Source organism: Escherichia sp. E2748 (assembly GCF_005781125.1).
In the GTDB taxonomy this organism is placed as follows: Bacteria; Pseudomonadota; Gammaproteobacteria; order Enterobacterales; family Enterobacteriaceae; genus Escherichia.
Map to the genome: position 1 here is coordinate 872,092 of NZ_VATP01000001.1, position 16,623 is coordinate 888,714.

Sequence of the window (16,623 nt, forward strand, 5' to 3'; positions counted from 1 at the left end):
CCATGAAACGCCTCACAAGCATCCCTAATGGTCAAAGTAAACCGCATTAGTATAACCATGATTACATGTTCCACTAAAACATGATTAAATCATAATTAGAGTAGGGTTAACCAAGTATAAACAAAACATTCATATTAGTTATTGATGTGAATATAATCTTTTACTACCAACGATAAAAATCGGCTCTTATGCATGGAATTCGCGAAAGGTTTGTGTTTGAGTGGAACGCAAACATCAGGTTGAAAAAGGATGAACTATGAAATCAGGCCGCTTTATTGGTGTTATGTCAGGTACTAGCCTGGATGGTGTCGATGTTGTGTTAGCGACGATCGATGAACACCGGGTGGCGCAGCTGGCAAGTTTGAGCTGGCCGATTCCCCCATCACTCAAACAGGCGGTGCTGGATATTTGCCAGGGGCAACAGCTTACGCTCTCCCAGTTTGGTCAACTGGATACCCGACTTGGCTGCTTGTTTGCGGATGCCGTTAATGCACTATTAAAAGCAGAAAATTTACAGCCGAAAGATATCGTAGCTATCGGTTGTCATGGTCAGACCGTCTGGCACGAACCTACGGGCGTTGCGCCACATACGCTACAGATTGGTGATAACAATCAAATTGTTGCTCGGACTGGAATTACCGTCGTCGGGGATTTTCGCCGTCGCGATATCGCCTTAGGTGGCCAGGGCGCACCGCTGGTTCCTGCTTTTCATCAGGCATTGCTGGCCCATCCAACTGAGCGGCGAATGGTGCTTAATATTGGTGGTATTGCCAATCTGTCACTACTCATACCAGGGATGCCGGTAGGTGGCTACGATACCGGACCGGGCAACATGCTAATGGACGCATGGATCTGGCGTCAGGTCGGTAAACCTTACGATAAAGACGCTGAGTGGGCGCGGGCGGGTAAGGTTATTCTGCCGCTGCTGCAAAAAATGCTTAGCGATCCCTATTTTTCCCAGCCAGCACCCAAAAGCACCGGGCGCGAATACTTTAACTATGCCTGGCTGGAGCGCCATCTACGCGATTTCCCTGGCCTGGATGCGCGAGATGTCCAGGCAACACTGGCGGAACTCACCGCCGTGACCATTTCTGAACAAGTCTTGTTGAGCGGTGGCTGCGATCGATTGATGGTATGTGGTGGCGGAAGTCGCAATCCGCTGCTCATGGCGAGGCTGGCTGCATTACTGCCCGGTACTGAAGTGACCTCCACCGATGCCGTTGGCATTAGTGGCGATGACATGGAAGCGTTAGCCTTCGCATGGCTTGCCTGGCGAACGCTGGCTGGGCTGCCCGGCAATCTACCTTCCGTTACCGGCGCAAGCGAGGAAACGGTATTGGGCGCTATTTTCCCTGCCAACCCGCGATATCAGAGTTAACTGAATTTTTCTTACTGCGTCTGCCGTTACACTTGGAAGTTGAGGAGGGCGTTTTTGCCCTCCGGACCAGGAAAGTCTTCGGGATATGTTTATGAAAAAACTGTTACTACTTTGTCTGCCGCTATTTCTTACCGGCTGTGGCGCGTTTAATCAACTGGTTGAGCGCATGCAAACTGATACGCTGGAATACCAGTGTGATGAAAAACCGTTGACGGTCAAACTGAATAATCCGCGTCAGGAAGTTAGTTTTGTTTATGATAATCAACTGCTGCACCTTAAACAGGGGATTTCAGCGTCTGGCGCACGTTATACCGACGGTATCTACGTTTTCTGGTCAAAAGGTGATGAGGCGACGGTCTATAAACGTGACCGCATCGTCTTGAATAACTGTCAGTTACAAAATCCGCAGCGTTGAGATTTTTCCAGGGGCGGCGCACAATAGCGTCACCCACTGACAATTTGTAAAGAAAACCATGGCTGATAACGACGAATTGCAGCAAATCGCGCATCTGCGCCGCGAATACACTAAAGGCGGTTTACGCCGCCGCGATCTTCCCGCCGATCCTTTAACCCTTTTTGAACGCTGGCTTTCTCAGGCCTGTGAAGCCAAACTGGCCGACCCTACTGCGATGGTCGTCGCTACCGTTGATGAACATGGCCAACCCTATCAGCGCATTGTTTTACTAAAACATTACGATGAAAAAGGGATGGTGTTTTACACCAACCTTGGCAGCCGTAAAGCACACCAAATCGAAAATAATCCGCGCGTTAGCCTGCTTTTTCCGTGGCATACCCTGGAACGCCAGGTGATGGTTACCGGTAAAGCGGAACGACTTTCGACTCTCGAAGTGATGAAATATTTTCATAGCCGCCCGCGTGATAGCCAGATTGGCGCGTGGGTATCGAAGCAGTCCAGCCGTATTTCTGCGCGTGGGATCCTTGAAAGCAAGTTTCTGGAATTGAAGCAGAAGTTTCAGCAGGGCGAAGTGCCGTTGCCGAGTTTTTGGGGCGGTTTTCGCGTCAGCCTTGAACAGATTGAGTTCTGGCAGGGCGGTGAGCATCGGCTGCATGACCGCTTTTTGTACCAGCGTGAAAACGAGGCGTGGAAAATCGATCGCCTCGCACCCTGAAAAGATGCAAAAATCTTGCTTTAATCGCTGGTACTCCTGATTCCGGCACTTTATTCTATGTCTCTTTCGCATCTGGCGAAAAGTCGTGTACCGGCAAAGGTGCAGTCGTTATATACATGGAGATTTTGATGGCAAGCAGTAACTTGATTAAACAATTGCAAGAGCGGGGGCTGGTGGCCCAGGTGACGGACGAAGAAGCGTTAGCAGAGCGACTGGCGCAAGGCCCGATCGCGCTCTATTGCGGCTTCGATCCTACCGCTGACAGCTTGCATTTGGGGCATCTTGTTCCATTGTTATGCCTGAAACGCTTCCAGCAGGCGGGCCACAAGCCGGTTGCGCTGGTAGGCGGCGCCACGGGTCTGATTGGCGACCCGAGCTTCAAAGCTGCCGAGCGTAAGCTGAACACTGAAGAAACTGTTCAGGAGTGGGTGGACAAAATCCGCAAGCAGGTTGCCCCGTTCCTCGATTTCGACTGCGGAGAAAACTCTGCTATCGCAGCGAACAACTATGACTGGTTCGGCAATATGAATGTGCTGACCTTCCTGCGCGATATCGGCAAACACTTCTCCGTTAACCAGATGATCAACAAAGAAGCGGTTAAACAGCGTCTCAACCGTGAAGATCAGGGGATTTCGTTTACCGAGTTTTCCTACAACCTGTTGCAGGGCTATGACTTTGCCTGCCTGAACAAACAGTACGGTGTGGTGCTGCAAATCGGCGGTTCTGACCAGTGGGGTAACATCACCTCTGGTATCGATCTGACCCGTCGTCTGCATCAGAACCAGGTGTTTGGCCTGACCGTTCCTCTTATCACCAAAGCAGACGGCACTAAGTTCGGTAAAACTGAAGGTGGTGCAGTATGGCTGGATCCGAAGAAAACCAGTCCGTACAAGTTCTACCAGTTCTGGATCAATACTGCTGATGCTGACGTTTACCGCTTCCTGAAGTTCTTTACCTTTATGAGCATTGAAGAGATCAATGCCCTCGAAGAAGAAGACAAAAACAGCGGTAAAGCGCCACGCGCTCAGTATGTGCTTGCGGAGCAGGTGACGCGTCTGGTTCACGGTGAAGAAGGTTTGCAAGCTGCGAAACGTATTACTGAGTGCCTGTTCAGCGGTTCTCTGAGTGCGCTGAGTGAAGCGGACTTCGAACAACTGGCACAGGACGGCGTACCGATGGTAGAGATGGAAAAAGGCGCTGATCTGATGCAGGCGTTGGTTGATTCTGAACTGCAACCTTCCCGTGGTCAGGCGCGTAAAACTATCGCCTCTAATGCCATCACCATTAATGGTGAAAAACAGTCCGATCCAGAATACTTCTTTAAAGAAGAAGATCGTCTGTTTGGTCGTTATACCTTACTTCGTCGCGGCAAAAAGAATTACTGTCTGATTTGCTGGAAATAATGCATTAAGTGGAAAGGGGGGGTGAGAAATCACTCCCCCTGATTTTTATACAGGGAACACGATGAAAAATATTCTCGCTATCCAGTCTCACGTTGTCTATGGTCATGCGGGTAACAGCGCGGCAGAGTTTCCAATGCGCCGCCTGGGCGCGAATGTCTGGCCACTCAACACCGTTCAATTTTCTAATCACACCCAATACGGCAAATGGACCGGCTGTGTTATGCCGCCCAGCCATTTAACCGAAATTGTGCAAGGCATTGCTGCCATCGATAAGTTGCACACTTGTGATGCCGTATTAAGCGGCTATCTGGGGTCGGCGGAGCAGGGCGAGCATATCCTCGGTATTGTCCGTCAGGTGAAAGCGGCGAACCCGCAGGCGAAATATTTTTGCGATCCGGTAATGGGACACCCCGAAAAAGGCTGTATCGTTGCGCCAGGTGTGGCGGAGTTCCACGTGCGTCACGGTCTTCCTGCCAGCGATATCATCGCGCCAAATCTGGTTGAGCTGGAAATCCTCTGCGAGCATCCGGTACATAACGTCGAAGATGCGGTTAAAGCTGCGCGCGAACTTATTGCTCAGGGGCCTGAAATCGTACTGGTGAAACATCTGGCGCGTGCCGGTTACAGCACAGAACGTTTTGAAATGCTGCTGGTTACTGCCGATGAAGCATGGCATATCGACCGTCCTCTGGTAGACTTTGGCTCGCGTCAGCCAGTAGGCGTCGGTGATGTGACGAGCGGGTTACTGCTAGTGAAACTACTACAGGGCGCAACGTTGCAGCAGGCGCTGGAGCATGTGACCGCGGCGGTATACGAAATTATGGTAACCACCAAAGCAATGCAGGAATATGAGCTGCAAGTTGTAGCAGCCCAGAATCGTATTGCTAAACCAGAACACTACTTCAGTGCGACGAAGCTCTGAAAAGTGTCTTATCGGCCCACAGTATCCTGCGGGCCGATAAACCATTACTGCAAGCCTTCTGCTGTTAGCGCGGCTTTTACCGTCGGACGTTCAGCCATACGCTGCATATAGGCGGCAATATGCTCTAAACCTTCCAGATTCAATTTCACCCCATATGCCCAGCGCAGTACAGTAAACAGATAGGCGTCAGCAATAGTAAAACGTTGCCCGCAAATCCAGTGATCCTCTTTCAGCGCATCGTTAACGTACTGCAGTTTTTTCTCCAGCTGTGCGCGTGCAGTCGGTTTGAACTCTTCCGGTGTAGCCGGGTGAAACAGCGGAGTAAAGCCTTTATGCAACTCAGTGGCGATATAGTTCAGCCATTCGATGGTTTTATAGCGAGAAATACTGTTTACCGGAGCCAGTAACTGGCGGTCGGGGACGCTGTCGGCAAGATACTGCATAATGGCCACGCCTTCCGTGAGCAGAGTGCCATCGTCCAGCAGCAGAGCAGGAACCTGCCCTTTAGGATTAATCGCAAAGTAATCATCGCCGTTTTCCAGACGTTTTTTCATTAAATCCACACTGGTGAGCGTAAAGTCCTTTCCGCTCTCACGCAGGATGATATGGGAAGCAAGAGAGCAGGCGCCCGGTTTGTAGAACAGTTTCATCGGTAACTCCTTTTGGCTGTGGTTTAAAGTATGGTAGTGCGTTGCTGAACAAAAAAAAAGCCGCTAACGAAAAGTTAGCGGCTTGTAAAAGAGTTTCCCTGAAATTTACGCTACGGCAGCTTTCGCCGCTTTATCAGCAGCATCGTCCTGAGTCATACGATGCAGTTTCGGCGCGGTCAGCAGCATCAGCACTGCAATAACAGCAGTAGCAACACCAATCTGTAAGAATACGCGGCCATATACTTCCAGCGACATCAGCGGATCGGTTACGTTATCCGGTACAGCCATCATACCCGCAACATAACCACCAATCAGGTTTGCACCGGCAGTGGTCAGGAACCAGCTACCCATAATAAAGCCCATCAGACGCTGTGGAACGAGCTGCGCAACCATTGCCAGACCCAGACCGGAGATCATCAGTTCACCGATACTCTGCAGGCCATAGCTTGCGACCAGCCAGCTTACAGACACGATACCGGCGTCAGAGGCGAATTTCGCGCCCAGTGGCAGGATCAGGAACGCGCCAGAACACATCACCATACCGATAGCAAACTTAGTCGGCATCGGCAGGGTATCGCCCATCTTGTTATAGATAGCGGCGAGAATCGGGCTACCAATGATGATCCAGAACGGGTTCAGTGCCTGATACTGTTCAGGTTCTACTGCCAGGCCCAGAATGGTGTGCTCAACGTTACGGATTGCAAAGAAGTTCAGAGACGTCGGCATCTGGCTGTACAGCACGAAGAAGATGATTGCTTCAAGCATCAGGATGAAAGCAACGATCATTTTACGACGTGCAGCACCTTTCATTGCAAAGGCTTCTTTACCGAAGATAACCACGATACCGAAGGCAACAACGCCCAGCGCCATACGCGCAACGTCCTGGTTGTGCAGCAGCCAGGTGGCAATAGCAATCAGCGCGACAACACCAATAATGGTTAACAGCAGATTGCGGTAGTTGATCGGCTCGAAGTCAGGTTTTGAACCGTACTGCTTAACCCAGCGTTGGCAAAAGGCGAAGTTAACGATGGTGATCAACAGACCAACTACGCTAAGGGCGAATGCGACGCTCCAGCCATACTTGGCTGCTAACCACGGCGTTGCAATCATAGAGAAGAATGAACCGATGTTGACGGACATGTAGTACATGGTGAATGCACCGTCCAGACGTGGATCGTTTTTCTCGTAGCAAGTTGACAGCAGTGAAGACGGGTTGGCTTTAAACAGGCCGTTACCGACCGCAATTGCCGCCATACCCATATAGACGATACCGGCATCGTGACCAGACCAGGCAACCAGCGCATAGCCAATAGCCAGCACAATAGCACCAAGCATAATGACGCGTTTTGTACCCAGTACTTTATCGCCTAACCAACCACCAATAGCGACAAGACCATAAACCAGGGCGCTAAAGGAAGAGAAAAGTGTGATTGAATCCGCTTCGGACATACCCAGTTGTTTAACCAGGTAAACAGCCATAATTCCTTGTAGGCCGTAATAACCAAAGCGTTCCCATAACTCGATCGAGAAGATGAGATAGAACGCCTTCGGTTGTTTGAAAGCGTTCAAACTAACGCTTTCTGTTGGTTTTTGGTTTGCAGTGGACACTTTTACCTCTTTTTTTACATCCCATATTAACGGGGGTGCTTTCTCGCGTGATGTCTAATAAACATACGCGCAATTGTTATAGTGGGAGGGGAAACGGCAGGTAATGTTCACTATCTTGCACTTTCAGACAAGTCCTTTGTAATAATCTGTTACATATAACTGGCGTGGAGAAATCATCGGCCCATTGAAATGTTATCCAGCGTTAAATTTTTCAAAAAACGCAACGACAGATTTTTTCACTACCAGAAGAGGGGGGATACTGATATTTGGCGATATGTTCTACTGTAAGGTGTTTTATGTAGTGAGATAGTCCATTATCTGAAAAATAGACAGTGTAATGTTTTGTAGGTTTATGCCCTGGTTGAATCAATGCCTTGTCAAATTTAACTTAAATAGAGCAATATTTTTACATCATGACATCAATGTGATCTTGATCACGAATAGATAGAAAATTTCGCTATTAAAAAAACAATTAACCTGCATTTTTGGTTATTCACAAACGGATTGCCTGATAATGATGCCGCGAGGCGGCATCATTGGCGTTAACAAGATGTTTTATAAGAGGATGAGAAATAGTTATCAATGGAATAACGATGTTACCCCTTTTCGTCAGATGTCAACTTTCTCTTTGTATTCACAAAGATCTTCAATAATGCAGGAGCCACAGCGAGGCTTGCGGGCAATACAGGTGTAACGCCCGTGGAGGATTAACCAGTGGTGGCAATCGACTTTGAATTCTGCCGGAACCACTTTGAGTAGTTTTTCTTCAACTTGTTCGACATTTTTCCCCGGTGCAAATTGGGTGCGATTACAGACGCGGAAAATGTGCGTATCTACAGCAATGGTCGGCCAACCGAAAGCAGTATTCAATACCACGTTTGCTGTTTTACGCCCTACACCGGGCAGGGCTTCCAGCGCAGCGCGATCTTCCGGAACTTCGCCATTATGCTGTTCGAGCAAAATACGGCAGGTTTTGATGATATTTTCTGCTTTGCTGTTATATAGCCCAATGGTTTTGATATACGTTTTAACCCCATCAACGCCCAGTTCGAGCATTGCGGCAGGTGTATTGGCCACCGGGTAAAGCTTTGCCGTCGCCTTATTGACGCTGACATCGGTCGCCTGAGCGGAAAGCAGTACAGCAATCAGCAATTCAAAAGGCGAACTGAAATTAAGTTCGGTTGTAGGATGAGGGTTGTTCTCACGCAGGCGAGTGAGGATCTCCAGTCGTTTTGCTTTGTTCATCAGACATTCCCTGTTTCACCGTTTGGCAACTCGCGTGTAGCAGCTGCTTCAGCACGGCGCTTTTTCATTCTTTCATCAATCAGATATTTTCCCGCCAGCATTAGCCCCAGACCAATGAATGCGCCTGGCGGTAACATTGCTAACAGGAAGGGAGAATCGGTATGGAAGATCTCTACCCGCAGTACTTTGGCCCAGCTACCTAACAGCGCATCGGCACCGTCAAACAATGTTCCGTTGCCGATGATTTCGCGTAGTGAACCCAGTACGAACATGGCGCAGGTTGCGCCCATGCCTATCGAAAAACCATCAAGTGCGGAGAGCGCCGGACCTTTTTTTGCGGCGAAAGCTTCCGCACGGCCAACAACGATACAGTTAGTGACAATCAGAGGAATAAAAATCCCTAACGATTGATACAGGCCAAAGGCGTATGCGTTAATCAGCATTTGTACGGCGCTGACCACCGAGGCGATGATCATCACGTAAATCGGGATTCGGATTTCGGCTGGCGTCCAGTGACGCAGCGTCGAGATGGTCAGGTTGGTGAGAGTCAACACCAGCGTTGTCGCAAGCCCTAAACCCAGTGCGTTGGTGGCAGTGGAAGTGACCGCCAGCAGCGGACAGAGGCCAAGTAACTGGACCAGTGCGGAGTTGTTCTTCCATAACCCCTGAACAATAACGTCTTTAATTTCGCTCACGGTTTATTCTCCACAGGCAGGAAGTTGAGAAAGTTGTGCTGGCAACGTTTGGGCAAACAATCCGGCGCGTTTTACCGCATTCACCACCGCGCGAGGCGTAATGGTCGCTCCGGTGAACTGGTCGAAATCACCACCATCTTTCTTCACTGCCCAGTGAGCGTCATCCGCGCCGCTGATATTTTTACCCGCGAAATGGGTGATCCAGTCAGAAAGGCGCAGTTCGATTTTGTCGCCAAGTCCCGGCGTTTCGTGATGTTCTGTCACGCGGGTGCCAAGTACCGTGCCGTTAAAATCGGCCCCAACCAACAACTGAATCGCACCGGAATAACCATCTGGTGCGGTTGCCTCCAGAACGGCAGCTACTGGTTTATCATCCTTTTTCGCGATGTAAATCCGATGCTCGCCTTTTCCTAACTCAGGCGCAGTCACTATATAGCAACTTTGGGCCAGCTCGTTGTTATAGCGATCGGCTGGTAACACCTGATCAAATAACGCTTTTTGTTGCAGGCTAGCCTGTTCAGCAATCGTGGCTTTGGTCATCTGGTTGATGGCAGCCGTTAAACCTGTTGAACCAGCGGCGAACAGCGCCAGCGTAATACCGTGTTTTCGGATAGTCTTCAGCATGGTTTATCCTTTGCGATGGCCGTATACGCGTGGACGCGTGTAGTAATCGATCAGAGGAACCGTGATGTTCGCCAGCAGGACAGCAAAGGCAACGCCGTCAGGATAGCCGCCGAAACTGCGGATCAGCCAGACTAATAATCCCGCCAGCGCACCGAAAATCAGACGACCACGATTGGTGGTAGACGCGGTGACTGGATCGGTCAGAATAAAGAATGCACCGAGCATGGTCGCGCCAGACAGCAGATGAATCTGCGGTGAAGCTAGTGTTTCCGGAGAGAACAACCAACCCAGCGTTGCGCACAGGGCCAGTGTCACTAAGAAACTGACAGGAATATGCCAACGAATCGCTTTCTGCCATAGCAGCCACACGCCACCAACCAGCCATGCGAGGTTTACCCATTGCCAGCCAGCGCCCGCGAGAACACCGCTGTAAATTGGATACTGCATAATCTGTTCAACAGAATGACCGGCGCGTACAGATGTTTTGAACGTATCCAGCGGTGTCGCCTGGCTAATGCCATCGATACCTAAGCGAAGTGTGTTCATATCACCACCACTGGCGGTATGACCGCTGAAGATAATCTGTACAGCATCAATGAATCCAGGGACGTTGACCGCAATCTCATGCGGCGGCAACCAGCTGGTCATCTGCACCGGGAAGGAGATCAGTAATACCACATAACCAATCATTGCCGGGTTAAACGGATTTTGCCCCAGACCGCCATACAGCTGTTTAGCGATGATTACGGCAAACACCGTGCCGAGTACCACCATCCACCACGGCGCAAGAGGCGGAATACTTACCGCCAGTAATAAGCCCGTTAGCAATGCTGAGTTATCTTTTAAGGTTGCCGTTACAGATTGCTTGCGCAGTTTGAGTACGAGGGCTTCGGCTAAGAGTGCACTGACCGAGGCCAACAGGAGTTGAACGAGAGTACCCCAGCCAAAAAACCACAGTTGCGCAGCGATTCCTGGGACGGTTGCGGCCAGCACCAGCAGCATTATGCGCGATGTCTGGCGCTGGTTATGGGTATAAGGGGAGCTAGCTATTCTGAATACCATTTAGTCCTCGTTTACAACCTTTTGCTGAGCGGCTTTTTTTGCCTGAACCCGGGCGATAGCCGTGGCAACTGCAGCCTTGCGCGGATCAACCTGTTCTTCCTGCTCTCCGTTGGCCTGCTGCTGTTCCAGCTTGCGGGCTTTAGCGCGGGCGATAGCAGCTTCAACGGCAGCCTTGCGCGGGTCAACCTGTTCTTCCTGCTCTCCGTTGGCCTGCTGCTGTTCCAGCTTGCGCGCTTTAGCGCGGGCGATAGCAGCTTCAACGGCAGCTTTACGCGGATCAACCTGTTCCTGCGGTTCTTCGTTAGCAGGCTGCTGTTCCAGCTTGCGCGCTTTAGCACGGGCAATTGCGGCTTCCACTGCCGCTTTACGCGGGTCGACCTGTTCTTGCGGTTCTTCGTTACCAGACTGCTGTTCCAGCTTGCGCGCTTTAGCACGGGCGATAGCGGCTTCAACGGCAGCTTTACGCGGATCAACCTGTTCCTGTGGCTCTTCGTTAGCAGGCTGTTGCTCCTGCTTGCGTGCTTTGGCGCGAGCAATTGCGGCTTCCACTGCCGCTTTCCGCGGATCGGCAACGGTTGAGGCTTCGTTAGTCTGTTGCAATTCAGCCTGTTTCGCTCTGGCTTGCGCTTTACGCGCTTCCCGTGCCGCAATAATCGCGCTGTTATCCGGGCGTTCGCCAGCTTTTATCACAATAGGCTGTGTGGCCTGGGCCTGTTTTTCTTTTACGCGTGCCAGTGCGGCAGCAATCGCATCTTTGTCTTTGGCCGCAGGTTGAACCGCCGCGTTCTTGTGGCGTTCAAGACGTGCGGCTTTTTCACGTTCCAGACGTGCCTGACGAGCTTCAAAGCGCGCTTTTGCTTCGGCTGCGCGTTTTTCTTCCTGACGAATGGCGGCAATCTCGGCTTTTTCCTGACGGAAATATTGCACAAGAGGGATATTGCTTGGGCAAACCCACGCACAGGCCCCGCATTCAATACAATCGGCAATGTTATGTGTGGTGGCTTTATCGTGTTGCTGGCCTTTGCTGAACCAGTACAACTGTTGCGGCAGGAGATCTGCAGGGCAGGCATCAGCACAGGCGCTACAACGGATGCAGCTTTGTTCTTCCTGTGGTTCGCCAAGTTCATTGGCAGACGGTGCCAGTAAACAGTTGGTGATTTTTACGACCGGAACATCCAGCCACGGCAAGGTAAAGCCCATTAGCGGGCCGCCCATAATCACCATTTGATCGGCAGAAGGGCAGAATCCTGCATCGTTCAATAAATGACGGACCGGCGTACCCAGTCGTGCCCAGACGTTGCCGGGGCGTGCAATTGCTTCGCCAGTCAGCGTCACGACACGCTCGGTAATCGGCTCGCCATCAATAACGGCTCGTTTTACTGCGTAAGCCGTGCCGACGTTTTGCATTAACACGCCGATATCTGATGAACGACCGCCGTGTGGAACCTGCTTTCCGGTCAGGATGTAGGTTAACTGTTTGGCGCCGCCAGAGGGATATTTGGTCGGAATAACTCGCAGAGAAATATCGTGAGAATCCGCCAACACTGCACGCAGCATGGAAATTGCCTGCGGTTTGTTATCTTCAATTCCGATCAGAATTTCGCGTGGCTGTAGAATATGCCCAAGAATGCGAATACCTTCTACGACCTGGGCGGCGCAATCCTGCATCAAGCGGTCATCGGCGGTAATATACGGCTCGCATTCTGCGGCATTAATGATCAACGTTTCGATTTTATCGCCGCCGCCCTGCAATTTAACGCCAGTAGGGAAGCCAGCACCACCCAGTCCGGCGACGCCAAATTGATGAATGCGTTCGATTAATTCTTCCCTAGTGCGTGAGCGATAATCGGTCCAACCGTCACGTGGGATCCAGCAATCTTCCCCATCGGCATCAATAATCACGCTTAATTCAGCTAACGCTGAAGGATGAGCCGTAGAGTGGGGCGCAATAGCCGTAACGGTGCCAGACGTTGGTGCGTGAACCGGTAGCATTTTGCCGCGTCCACGGGTGAGTGGCTGTCCGCGCAGTACCTTATCACCAACGTTAACGCACAGCTCGCCTTCAGCACCAATATGCTGTTTCAGTGGAATAACAAATCGCTGCGCCAGCGGAACCTGGCGTAGGGGAGTACCGTTGGACTGAGTTTTCATCTCCGGTGGATGAATACCGCCATCGAAGTCCCAGATTTTATTTTTTTTGAAAGCAGAGAATAACTTAAGCATGGTGTTCCACGGGAATGATGCGCACGGGAATGGTGTTCAGATCCCATTTCCAGCTGTCTGGCGTTTCTGCAACCGGTTGTAAGGAGATGCAATGCGTTGGGCATGGGTCTACACACAGATTACAACCTGTGCACAGATCGCTCATGACGGTATGCATTGCTCGGGTAGCGCCGACAATGGCGTCCACCGGACACGCCTGAATACACTTAGTGCAGCCGATACAGTTATTTTCATCGATAACCGCTACCATACGCGCAGGCGTCAACTCTTGCGCTTCGCCATCCAGCGGCTGTGGTTCGACGTTGAGCAACTCGGCAATTTTCAGCATTACAGCTTCGCCACCAGGGGCGCAGCGGTTGATTTTTTCACCGTTGCAACTGATAGCCTCCGCATACGGGCGACAGCCTGGATAACCGCATTGACCACACTGGCTCTGCGGTAAAATTTCGTCAATTTTCTCAACGACCGGATCGTCTTCCACCGCAAAACGGCGGGAGGCATAACCCAGAATGGCGCCAAACGCCAGGCCCAGCAGGCTGATGGCGGCAACGGCAATCCAGATAGCATTCATTACAACTTCACCAAACCACTAAAGCCCATAAAGGCCAGAGACATAAGACCTGCGGTAATCAGCGCAATGGCATTACCACGAAAAGGTGCCGGGACATCAGCCACAGCCAGGCGCTCGCGGATGGCTGCGAAAAGCACCATCACCAACGAGAAGCCGACAGCTGCTGAAAAACCGTACAGCGCCGACTGCAAGAAATTATGCCCGAGATTAATATTCAGCAACGCGACGCCAAGCACCGCACAGTTGGTGGTAATAAGCGGCAGAAAAATCCCCAGCAGACGATAAAGCACCGGGCTGGTTTTACGCACCACCATCTCGGTGAACTGCACCACTACAGCGATCACTAAAATAAACGCTAACGTGCGCAGGTAAATCAGGTTGAGTGGAATCAAGATCCACGTGTCGATAAGCCAGGCGCAGATTGACGCCAGCGTCATCACAAATGTTGTTGCCAGCCCCATCCCCATTGCAGTTTCCAGCTTTTTGGAAACGCCCATAAACGGACAGAGGCCCAGAAACTTAACCAGTACAAAGTTATTGACCAGTACAGTTCCGACAAACAGTAACAGGTAGTCAGTCATTTTTCGGCCTGAAATAAAAAAGCCGCCTATTATCCGTTAATCCAGAGCAGGCGACAACAGGTTAACTGTAAGGTTATTACGGATTCACAAACGTCGCTTTGACCCGCAACGAGCGTTTGAAATAGGGGACTATCAATGCGGTTGCCAGCAAAGTGAACAACAACTGGCGCACGGCTACGCCATCTGCAACTGGCGAAAAAGCGAAGGTTTTAACAGCCAGTAATACAGAGATCAGTAGCCAGATAATATAGTGCTTAGGAACACAACGCCGACGTTTAAAGAAAGCGATGGTCAACCACAAAGTGTAATACCACATGGCGATGGCGGTAATAAAAGAAACGCCCCATAAGATTTGCGTTGTCAGTGCTTGTTCGCCGATCGTTTTATATGTTTGAGGAGAAGATAACGCTGCGGTATACAGTAACAGCGTCAGCGTCGTACTCAATAGAGCGACTAACAGCCAGGCCAAAGGGCCAAGCAACCAGCCTCCAATACGTTGTGGCGTTGTGGTGGTCATAGGTTCTCCAGAATAGCGACAGCAAACAGGCAAATCTAATTTTAGGGGCGTTATTATAAGGTTTTTATTATCAATCGCTACTTTCTTTATTGGACATAATGCCAGACGGACTTCGGCACCTGGCCCAGGTCAAACAAACGCCCGCCAGACACCAGCTCTGCGCGGCGGTGATCGGCGGCGCGATACATGTTGATAAGGTCCTGATCGTCCGTCAGTGTGTAATTAAGATGATCGTAGAGTTTTTCCAGGCTTTCGAGTGAACTGATTTTGCGAAATTTTAATAAGTAGTCCTGAACAGTCATAAAAGGCCCATAAAATAATTAATACCAAAGTGGTAGGTATTATATGTAATGATAAAACTTCACCAAAAGTGAACGCTTATGTAATAACAATAATAAGAATGTGCTGATGGTAAATATTCAGGGATGAAATACTGTCATGAAAAGAGTAACGCGCTTTACTATCCCTGCCAATCGCCGACAACACACCACAAGATAATAAATTCCTGGTTTAATACCCGACAAGTTAAAACATGCATCCGGACGGGCTGCATGCTGTTCTGCAAGTGCAGGTATTACTTATGTTGTACTGGTGTACTCTGTTCTGGCGGCTGGTAGTTGTCAATGTGACTCGCCACGCCAAGGAGAATGACAGAAACGACAAGAACGATCCAACCTGTTAATTCAATAAGACGATTCATTACTGCCCACATCTATGTTGAGTGATCCATTAACTTCAGGGGGTAAATGTTACTTAGCAATAATTGCCCCAGCAAGATTTTTGCTGAGGTTTTTGCGATATTTAGCTTTTATCATTAGAAAATTCGCTATTTCTTTGACTTAAGTTAAATAACATCCCTTATTGCGGGCTGGTTATTAAACTGTTGAGAGAGGGTAAAGGATAGTGTCAAATAGCGATCGTACTTCTCTGAGAGGCAATGACATGAGCGACAACATCCGTGTTGGGTTGATTGGGTATGGTTATGCGAGCAAAACCTTCCATGCGCCCCTGATTGCGGGCACGCCCGGACTAGAACTGGCAGTAATTTCCAGCAGTGACGAAACAAAAGTAAAAGCCGACTGGCCAACAGTGACGGTTGTCTCTGAACCAAAGCATCTTTTTAATGATCCCAACATAGACTTGATTGTCATTCCCACACCAAATGATACCCATTTCCCGTTAGCCAAAGCGGCGCTTGAAGCGGGTAAACATGTGGTCGTCGACAAGCCTTTTACCGTGACACTGTCACAAGCTCGAGAACTGGATGCGTTGGCAAAAAGTCTGGGTCGCGTATTGTCGGTGTTTCATAATCGTCGCTGGGATAGCGATTTTTTGACACTAAAAGGTTTGCTCGCGGAAGGCTCGCTGGGTGAAGTTGCGTACTTTGAGTCTCATTTTGACCGCTTTCGGCCGCAGGTGCGCGATCGCTGGCGTGAACAGGGCGGCCCTGGCAGCGGTATCTGGTACGATTTGGCACCGCATTTGCTCGATCAAGCTATTACGCTTTTTGGCTTACCCGTCAGTATGACGGTGGATTTAGCACAGTTGCGCCCAGGGGCGCAGTCGACTGATTATTTCCACGCCATTTTGTCCTACCCACAGCGGCGGGTCATTTTACACGGCACCATGTTGGCGGCAGCTGAGTCAGCACGTTATATCGTGCATGGCTCCCGTGGCAGCTATGTTAAATACGGCCTCGATCCGCAGGAAGAGCGGTTGAAAAATGGTGAGCGTCTGCCGCAGGAAGACTGGGGCTACGATATGCGTGACGGTGTACTAACCCGTGTTGAAGGCGAGGAACGTGTTGAAGAAACGCTGTTGACCGTGCCGGGGAATTATCCGGCTTACTATGCTGCCATTCGTGATGCGTTGAATGGCGACGGTGAAAACCCGGTGCCAGCAAGTCAGGCCATTCAGGTAATGGAGTTGATTGAGCTGGGCATCGAGTCCGCCAAACATCGCTCGACTTTGTGCCTTGCTTGAAAAGGGGATGGTGCAATTAGCACCATCCATT

At 50.4% G+C, this 16,623-nt stretch carries 18 protein-coding genes; 6 read left to right on the top strand and 12 right to left on the bottom strand.

The genetic code is table 11. The features are described from left to right. Positions 1-256: 256 nt before the first annotated feature. From anmK to pdxY, 5 genes are all read left to right on the top strand, one after another. Entirely contained in the window at positions 257-1,378 is a 1,122-nt protein-coding gene (gene anmK, locus FEK42_RS04205; RefSeq protein WP_131161932.1) for an anhydro-N-acetylmuramic acid kinase, read from the top strand. Between the two features lie 85 nt (positions 1,379-1,463). Further along, positions 1,464-1,793 carry a C-type lysozyme inhibitor gene (mliC, locus tag FEK42_RS04210; protein ID WP_130208174.1) on the top strand — a complete coding sequence of 110 codons (330 nt, stop codon included), beginning with the start codon at positions 1,464-1,466 and terminating at the stop codon, positions 1,791-1,793. A gap of 58 nt (positions 1,794-1,851) precedes the next feature. Further along, on the top strand, positions 1,852-2,508 hold the full coding sequence (pdxH, locus tag FEK42_RS04215) for a pyridoxamine 5'-phosphate oxidase (protein WP_130224736.1): 657 nt from the start codon (positions 1,852-1,854) through the stop codon (positions 2,506-2,508). 128 nt (positions 2,509-2,636) lie between these two features. After that, positions 2,637-3,911: a tyrosine--tRNA ligase gene (gene tyrS, locus FEK42_RS04220; RefSeq protein ID WP_053264059.1), complete on the top strand. Its 1,275-nt coding sequence runs from the start codon at positions 2,637-2,639 to the stop codon at positions 3,909-3,911. A gap of 61 nt (positions 3,912-3,972) precedes the next feature. Then, a complete protein-coding gene (pdxY, locus tag FEK42_RS04225; RefSeq protein ID WP_138211747.1) occupies positions 3,973-4,833 on the top strand; it encodes a pyridoxal kinase PdxY in 861 nt (286 codons plus the stop codon). 44 nt (positions 4,834-4,877) lie between these two features. On the opposite strand, the gene gstA is transcribed toward pdxY, so the two are convergent. The 12 genes from gstA to blr form a co-directional block, all read right to left on the bottom strand. Beyond that, complete coding sequence (gstA, locus tag FEK42_RS04230) at positions 4,878-5,483, bottom strand: glutathione transferase GstA (protein WP_130208170.1); 606 nt, start codon at positions 5,481-5,483, stop codon at positions 4,878-4,880. Between the two features lie 105 nt (positions 5,484-5,588). Then, positions 5,589-7,091, bottom strand: a complete 1,503-nt coding sequence (dtpA, locus tag FEK42_RS04235) for a dipeptide/tripeptide permease DtpA (protein ID WP_064530078.1) — start codon at positions 7,089-7,091, stop codon at positions 5,589-5,591. A gap of 609 nt (positions 7,092-7,700) precedes the next feature. Next, positions 7,701-8,336, bottom strand: coding sequence for an endonuclease III (gene nth, locus FEK42_RS04240; RefSeq protein WP_001030332.1), 636 nt, complete (start codon positions 8,334-8,336; stop codon positions 7,701-7,703). After that, entirely contained in the window at positions 8,336-9,031 is a 696-nt protein-coding gene (rsxE, locus tag FEK42_RS04245; protein ID WP_064530022.1) for an electron transport complex subunit RsxE, read from the bottom strand. Before rsxE ends, nth begins: the two co-directional genes overlap by 1 nt. A 3-nt stretch (positions 9,032-9,034) precedes the next feature. Continuing rightward, positions 9,035-9,655, bottom strand: a complete 621-nt coding sequence (rsxG, locus tag FEK42_RS04250; RefSeq protein WP_135492671.1) for an electron transport complex subunit RsxG — start codon at positions 9,653-9,655, stop codon at positions 9,035-9,037. Between the two features lie 3 nt (positions 9,656-9,658). Next, positions 9,659-10,717: an electron transport complex subunit RsxD gene (rsxD, locus tag FEK42_RS04255; RefSeq protein WP_135492670.1), complete on the bottom strand. Its 1,059-nt coding sequence runs from the start codon at positions 10,715-10,717 to the stop codon at positions 9,659-9,661. Continuing rightward, the gene (gene rsxC, locus FEK42_RS04260; RefSeq protein WP_138211748.1) at positions 10,718-12,940 is read right to left on the bottom strand and encodes an electron transport complex subunit RsxC; all 2,223 of its coding nucleotides are present in this window, start codon (positions 12,938-12,940) and stop codon (positions 10,718-10,720) included. Then, positions 12,933-13,511 (bottom strand): electron transport complex subunit RsxB, encoded by a 579-nt coding sequence (rsxB, locus tag FEK42_RS04265; protein WP_130209361.1) that lies wholly within the window; start codon positions 13,509-13,511, stop codon positions 12,933-12,935. The genes rsxC and rsxB overlap by 8 nt, the downstream gene beginning before the upstream one ends. Then, the gene (gene rsxA / locus FEK42_RS04270) at positions 13,511-14,092 is read right to left on the bottom strand and encodes an electron transport complex subunit RsxA (RefSeq protein ID WP_000133193.1); all 582 of its coding nucleotides are present in this window, start codon (positions 14,090-14,092) and stop codon (positions 13,511-13,513) included. The genes rsxB and rsxA overlap by 1 nt, the downstream gene beginning before the upstream one ends. Positions 14,093-14,168: 76 nt before the next feature. Next, on the bottom strand, positions 14,169-14,609 hold the full coding sequence (locus tag FEK42_RS04275; protein WP_130209359.1) for a DUF2569 domain-containing protein: 441 nt from the start codon (positions 14,607-14,609) through the stop codon (positions 14,169-14,171). 86 nt (positions 14,610-14,695) lie between these two features. Then, the gene (ydgT, locus tag FEK42_RS04280; RefSeq protein ID WP_064530017.1) at positions 14,696-14,911 is read right to left on the bottom strand and encodes a transcription modulator YdgT; all 216 of its coding nucleotides are present in this window, start codon (positions 14,909-14,911) and stop codon (positions 14,696-14,698) included. 272 nt (positions 14,912-15,183) lie between these two features. Beyond that, a complete protein-coding gene (blr, locus tag FEK42_RS04285) occupies positions 15,184-15,309 on the bottom strand; it encodes a division septum protein Blr (protein ID WP_032147885.1) in 126 nt (41 codons plus the stop codon). Between the two features lie 242 nt (positions 15,310-15,551). On the opposite strand from blr, the gene FEK42_RS04290 reads away from it, so the two are divergent. Continuing rightward, positions 15,552-16,592: an oxidoreductase gene (locus FEK42_RS04290; protein ID WP_064530016.1), complete on the top strand. Its 1,041-nt coding sequence runs from the start codon at positions 15,552-15,554 to the stop codon at positions 16,590-16,592. Positions 16,593-16,623 lie beyond the last annotated feature (31 nt).

What these genes read in the sequence shown, in the direction of transcription:
- anmK (WP_131161932.1), top strand. Translation starts at nt 257, where the DNA reads ATGAAATCAGGCCGCTTTATTGGTGTTATGTCAGGTACTAGCCTGGAT.
- rsxA (WP_000133193.1), bottom strand. Translation starts at nt 14,092, where the DNA reads ATGACTGACTACCTGTTACTGTTTGTCGGAACTGTACTGGTCAATAAC.
- pdxY (WP_138211747.1), top strand. Translation starts at nt 3,973, where the DNA reads ATGAAAAATATTCTCGCTATCCAGTCTCACGTTGTCTATGGTCATGCG.
- mliC (WP_130208174.1), top strand. Translation starts at nt 1,464, where the DNA reads ATGTTTATGAAAAAACTGTTACTACTTTGTCTGCCGCTATTTCTTACC.
- tyrS (WP_053264059.1), top strand. Translation starts at nt 2,637, where the DNA reads ATGGCAAGCAGTAACTTGATTAAACAATTGCAAGAGCGGGGGCTGGTG.
- FEK42_RS04290 (WP_064530016.1), top strand. Translation starts at nt 15,552, where the DNA reads ATGAGCGACAACATCCGTGTTGGGTTGATTGGGTATGGTTATGCGAGC.
- rsxG (WP_135492671.1), bottom strand. Translation starts at nt 9,655, where the DNA reads ATGCTGAAGACTATCCGAAAACACGGTATTACGCTGGCGCTGTTCGCC.
- rsxB (WP_130209361.1), bottom strand. Translation starts at nt 13,511, where the DNA reads ATGAATGCTATCTGGATTGCCGTTGCCGCCATCAGCCTGCTGGGCCTG.
- rsxC (WP_138211748.1), bottom strand. Translation starts at nt 12,940, where the DNA reads ATGCTTAAGTTATTCTCTGCTTTCAAAAAAAATAAAATCTGGGACTTC.
- ydgT (WP_064530017.1), bottom strand. Translation starts at nt 14,911, where the DNA reads ATGACTGTTCAGGACTACTTATTAAAATTTCGCAAAATCAGTTCACTC.
- rsxD (WP_135492670.1), bottom strand. Translation starts at nt 10,717, where the DNA reads ATGGTATTCAGAATAGCTAGCTCCCCTTATACCCATAACCAGCGCCAG.
- blr (WP_032147885.1), bottom strand. Translation starts at nt 15,309, where the DNA reads ATGAATCGTCTTATTGAATTAACAGGTTGGATCGTTCTTGTCGTTTCT.
- pdxH (WP_130224736.1), top strand. Translation starts at nt 1,852, where the DNA reads ATGGCTGATAACGACGAATTGCAGCAAATCGCGCATCTGCGCCGCGAA.
- nth (WP_001030332.1), bottom strand. Translation starts at nt 8,336, where the DNA reads ATGAACAAAGCAAAACGACTGGAGATCCTCACTCGCCTGCGTGAGAAC.
- FEK42_RS04275 (WP_130209359.1), bottom strand. Translation starts at nt 14,609, where the DNA reads ATGACCACCACAACGCCACAACGTATTGGAGGCTGGTTGCTTGGCCCT.
- gstA (WP_130208170.1), bottom strand. Translation starts at nt 5,483, where the DNA reads ATGAAACTGTTCTACAAACCGGGCGCCTGCTCTCTTGCTTCCCATATC.